Origin of the sequence: Colwellia sp. BRX8-4 (genome assembly GCF_014077345.1) — a bacterium.
Lineage (GTDB): Bacteria > Pseudomonadota > Gammaproteobacteria > Enterobacterales > Alteromonadaceae > Colwellia_A.
The window spans coordinates 1-4,208 of sequence record NZ_JACGVS010000047.1 but is presented as its reverse complement, the minus strand read 5'-3'; the positions used below and the strand labels follow the sequence as shown (position 1 = coordinate 4,208).

7 protein-coding genes are annotated in these 4,208 nt (G+C 34.8%); all 7 read left to right on the top strand.

Translation table 11 applies throughout. The features are described from left to right. Nucleotides 1-162: 162 nt before the first annotated feature. Nucleotides 163-636, top strand: coding sequence for a DUF6998 domain-containing protein (locus tag H4J56_RS19235; protein ID WP_182259807.1), 474 nt, complete (start codon nt 163-165; stop codon nt 634-636). A gap of 130 nt (nt 637-766) precedes the next feature. Then, the gene (locus H4J56_RS19230; protein ID WP_182259806.1) at nt 767-1,003 is read left to right on the top strand and encodes a hypothetical protein; all 237 of its coding nucleotides are present in this window, start codon (nt 767-769) and stop codon (nt 1,001-1,003) included. Nucleotides 1,004-1,144: 141 nt separating this feature from the next. Then, nucleotides 1,145-1,345: a hypothetical protein gene (locus H4J56_RS19225; RefSeq protein WP_182259805.1), complete on the top strand. Its 201-nt coding sequence runs from the start codon at nt 1,145-1,147 to the stop codon at nt 1,343-1,345. 124 nt (nt 1,346-1,469) lie between these two features. After that, nucleotides 1,470-2,027, top strand: a complete 558-nt coding sequence (locus H4J56_RS19220) for a DUF6559 family protein (protein WP_182259804.1) — start codon at nt 1,470-1,472, stop codon at nt 2,025-2,027. A gap of 133 nt (nt 2,028-2,160) precedes the next feature. Beyond that, complete coding sequence (locus H4J56_RS19215) at nt 2,161-2,565, top strand: hypothetical protein (RefSeq protein WP_182259803.1); 405 nt, start codon at nt 2,161-2,163, stop codon at nt 2,563-2,565. 103 nt (nt 2,566-2,668) lie between these two features. Beyond that, nucleotides 2,669-3,118, top strand: a complete 450-nt coding sequence (locus tag H4J56_RS19210) for a hypothetical protein (protein ID WP_182259802.1) — start codon at nt 2,669-2,671, stop codon at nt 3,116-3,118. 581 nt (nt 3,119-3,699) lie between these two features. Then, nucleotides 3,700-4,062 carry a DUF2750 domain-containing protein gene (locus H4J56_RS19205; RefSeq protein ID WP_182218437.1) on the top strand — a complete coding sequence of 121 codons (363 nt, stop codon included), beginning with the start codon at nt 3,700-3,702 and terminating at the stop codon, nt 4,060-4,062. Nucleotides 4,063-4,208 lie beyond the last annotated feature (146 nt).

Sequence of the window (4,208 nt, the reverse complement as noted above, 5' to 3'; positions counted from 1 at the left end):
GCCAATAGAATATGAAGCCCTGGCAGCGTGAAAAAAAATGTGTCCGTTTTATCGGGGGAAGATCACGCTAAACAGTTGGCTAGCTTCGTTCCTCGCAATTTTAGCCAACAATTTCGCGCCGCTTAATAGGGCGTTAGCTCTCAAGTCCAAGGTGGCATAAGTTTGAATTTAGATGAATTAAAACCAATTGAATTACTTCAGTTACAAGCTAATGCTACAGCTGAATTAAAGCGCAGAGAGATCGTGCGAACTAATAACAATCCACTTGGTGATTATGCCGAGTGGCTTGTTGCAAATATGATGAACTTAAAGTTAGCTGAAAACTCTAAAGCTGGCTACGATGCAATTTCAGATGCAGGTGTTACATTTCAAATTAAAGCTCGCAGAGTTACACCTGAGAATCCATCAAGGCAATTAAGCGTAATAAGAAATTACGCTGAAAAAGATTTTGATTGGTTAATTGCGGTGATCTTCAATAAAGATTTTAATGTTATAAATGCTTATCTTGTACCGCATGAGGTGATTGGTGATTATTACCCACACCGAAACCATGTAAATGCTCGTGTTGTTGTAATGTCTGGTGCAATATTACAAGATAAAAGAGTAATGGAAATTACGGAGCAATTTGAGAGCTAACAAGCTATTAAACAAGGACAAAAAACAGTTTGCTGTTTTCGTTCCTCAACATTTTAGCAAACTATTTTTTGCCTGTTAATAGGGCGTTATACGTATTTTGAGAGTGTGGTCGTAATGGGGGGTTTCAATAATGCTTAGTAGTGGTTCTCTGTTTATGCAAACCCCAACTAAAAAATGTCACCGCTGTGGTTTGCAATACCCTGTAAAAGATGAGAAATGTTCTCATTGTTCGGGGTTTAAAACGGATAATGAGTTAAATGCCTTTAAACAGCAAATATCTAACGGTAAAAATGTGCGTGGCAATCTTGGAATTAAGTTTATAATTATTGTATTCATCATCTCAGGCTTGCTTTATATCACATCGTAATTGAGAGTACATACGTATAACAAGAACTTAAAGAGGGACAAAATAAAGTTGGCTGTTTTGTTCACTCCGTTCACCTATTTTAGCCAACTCTATTTTGCCCCTTAAGTGGGCGTTATATATACTTAAGGATCGATGTTTAATATGGATATTAGTTATTGGATTGATTTAGTTGTAGCCATTATTCTTGGTAGCGTCTTAATATTTGTTTCATTTGGCAAGTTAATTGATTTAACTTCTTATGGTATAGCTAAAGGTAATATTTTACTTAAAGTACTTGGGTATGCTGGGCTAGCGATCATTGTCTTTCAATCTACGGAATTAATTTCAAGAATATTTGTGTAGGTATATATAACAAGACGTTCAAACGGACAAAAAACAGTTGGCTGTTTCACTCCGTTCACAATTTTAGCCAACAATTTTTTGCCGCTTAACGTGGCGTTATATTTTAAAGGAGTTTACTTGATTTATGGAGATTGATTTTAGTTCTTATACATACAATGAGCTTCTTGATGTGGTGGAACATATTGATAAAGATGCATACCCTGAAAGATATTCAACAGTAATTAACTTGATTAAGGCTCGTGATTCGAATCATGAAAAGAAAACTATGCCTTTGGCATTCTATGATTCTAAATGCTTTACTAAAAAAGGTGAAATTGAACAATTGGCGATTGTTTTAACACCTCACTTGATTCATGAGTATAAATTCCAAGAGTTTTACAACTTTAAACAAGTTAAATTAATTATTGCAAAAGCAACAGCAGAAACCAGTCCCCAGTTGCATTACGCATATGCAATGTTTTGTTCACCCGACGATTTCTATCAATATTATGACAAACAAACATTCGACTATCAGTCTCTCAGGCTCGAAGTTTCATCATTATTTTTTGGTGAACCTATGCTTTTTACAGTTAGATTATTAGTTAGGTTTGCTAACGGGGAAAATATGAAGGGTAGTTATCGACTTCATAAATATTCTCATAATGGGCCATCTGGTGGGGGTGGTGCTAGTATGATTAATTAAGTTAGATATTTAAAATATAACAAGCCACTCAAGCAGGACAAATAACAGTTGGTTTTGTTCGCTTCGCTCTCTATTATAACCAACTATCATTTGCCTCTTAGTGGGGCGTTAGGTGTCAGGAAATCTCTCAACTATGGATGTTGATCAAAAGATAAATGTTTTTCATTCCTTAGATTCTAAATCGACTTGTATCGCTATGATCAAGTCTTGTACTTTTGGAATCGCAATTTTAACTTTAATAAGCTTGATCGTTGGACTATTTTTTCAAGAGTTGAATATTGAAACATCTATTGGTTTTATAATTGATTTCAGCTTGTACGCGTTCCTGCTCTTTGCAGTTTTTAGGTGGCATTCTCGTATTGCTGCATCATGTTTACTTTTATTATCAACTTATAGTGTATATCTAACATTTATGGTGCTTGCAGGAGTCGAAATTGGTGGATCTAATCTATTAATATCTCTTGCAAGTTTTTGGTTGTCTTTGCGTTGTACGGAAGCAACTGTTAAATTAAATAAACCTAATAAAAAGAACACCTAACAAGGCGTTCAAACGGACAAAAAACAGTTGGCTGTTTCACTCCGTTCACATTTTAGCCAACAATTTTTTGCCGCTTAACGTGGCGTTATATCAAAGGTGTTTTATGCAGTTATTTACCAAAAACAGATATGAAAGCAAATTGCTAGAGTACGAAATGGCTCAGAACTCTGCGGAACATCATGATAATTTAGTGTGGTCAGTATCAACTCTTACTTGGGGAGTAAGTTCTGTTCTTCTCGGTTTTGTCTTAAATAATATTTCTAAGGACTCTTTAGGTGTAGTTGTTCTATTGTTTTGTCTAATAGGAATATTTCTAATTTTATGTTCATGGTTATTTGCTCGCCAATTTAGAGATCTCAGAAATCAAAAATATGTACGTTGCAAAAAGTTAGAATTAGAACTCGGTTTAAGTCAACATACTATGATCAAATACAAAGATGGTAGTCAAACTTCGATGTACTCAATTATTATGATTTTATTTTTAATTACTTGGTCTGTTGTTATCGTGAAAGTAATAGGGAGTTTTTTTGGCTACAGTTTTCCAATGATATAACAAGTTGCTTAAACGGAAAAATAATAGTTGGCCATCGCTTCGCGATTATAGCCAACCATTATTTTCCGCCTAGCAAGGCGTTATACATCCAAAAGGCTGCCATTATTCTAATACGAGCATTTAAAAGTCAATTTAACTTAAAGCCTGATTATTACAAAGAATCTCAAAGGTTAAGCATTGCCGTTTCTGTACTTTTTCTTTCTCTTTCTTTTTATCTATGTACGTTTATCTTTAAGTTCTTTGGTATTGAGACTGATATATCTTTAAGGCAATATGATCAGGTTGCCGTGTTTAAATGCCTATTGGGTTGCCTAATTACCATAGCTTTTTGTTTATATATTGGCTGGGTATTTTTGTCGATGCTATTTTACGGAAATAAATACAGAAAAGGGCTAATTACTAAGTCAGAGTTAAATGACATTACTTTTAAAGGTCATTTTCCTATGCGATGGCAAAAATGTCGTGTAACGGATGTATAACAAGCTATTCAAGACGGACGCTAAACAGTTGGCTAGCTTCGTTCCTCGCATTTTAGCCAACAATTTATCGCCGCTTAATAGGGCGTTAGGAGACTTGATTAAATGAGCGTAGGTTCGCAGATTGAAAAATTCTATCAAGAGGTATCAGAAAAGCAATATTTATGGTTTGGTGAATTCCCAGACGGAACAATGCTTGAGTTTGATGTTTCTGATAACCGAGTATCTCTTCCTGTTTGGTCTTCTAAATCTAGAATCGTTAGATTGAAAAAATTAAACTCAGATTTATTGTCTGAAATTGAACCCAGAGAAATGTCTTGGGAAAATTTTAAAGAACATATGGTTCCGATTCTAGAAGACAAAAATCGACTAATTAATCTAAACTTGAGCGGTAAAAACTTAACAGGTTTTGATTTAGAAATTAGTTCTTTAATTAGAAACTTAGAGGCTCGCATAAGCGTCTCCTAACAAGCTATTCAAGACGGACGCTGATCTTCCCCCGATAAAACGGACACCAAAATCTAACTAAAGATGAGGTGTCTTATGCCCAAGTACAATAATCCAAGACGAACTTGGAAGTATTCAAACGACTTCAAAGTTAACGCTATTCAATT

Coding starts and splice junctions, on each gene's coding strand:
- H4J56_RS19230 (WP_182259806.1), top strand. CDS start 767: ATGCTTAGTAGTGGTTCTCTGTTTATGCAAACCCCAACTAAAAAATGT.
- H4J56_RS19225 (WP_182259805.1), top strand. CDS start 1,145: ATGGATATTAGTTATTGGATTGATTTAGTTGTAGCCATTATTCTTGGT.
- H4J56_RS19220 (WP_182259804.1), top strand. CDS start 1,470: ATGGAGATTGATTTTAGTTCTTATACATACAATGAGCTTCTTGATGTG.
- H4J56_RS19215 (WP_182259803.1), top strand. CDS start 2,161: ATGGATGTTGATCAAAAGATAAATGTTTTTCATTCCTTAGATTCTAAA.
- H4J56_RS19210 (WP_182259802.1), top strand. CDS start 2,669: ATGCAGTTATTTACCAAAAACAGATATGAAAGCAAATTGCTAGAGTAC.
- H4J56_RS19205 (WP_182218437.1), top strand. CDS start 3,700: ATGAGCGTAGGTTCGCAGATTGAAAAATTCTATCAAGAGGTATCAGAA.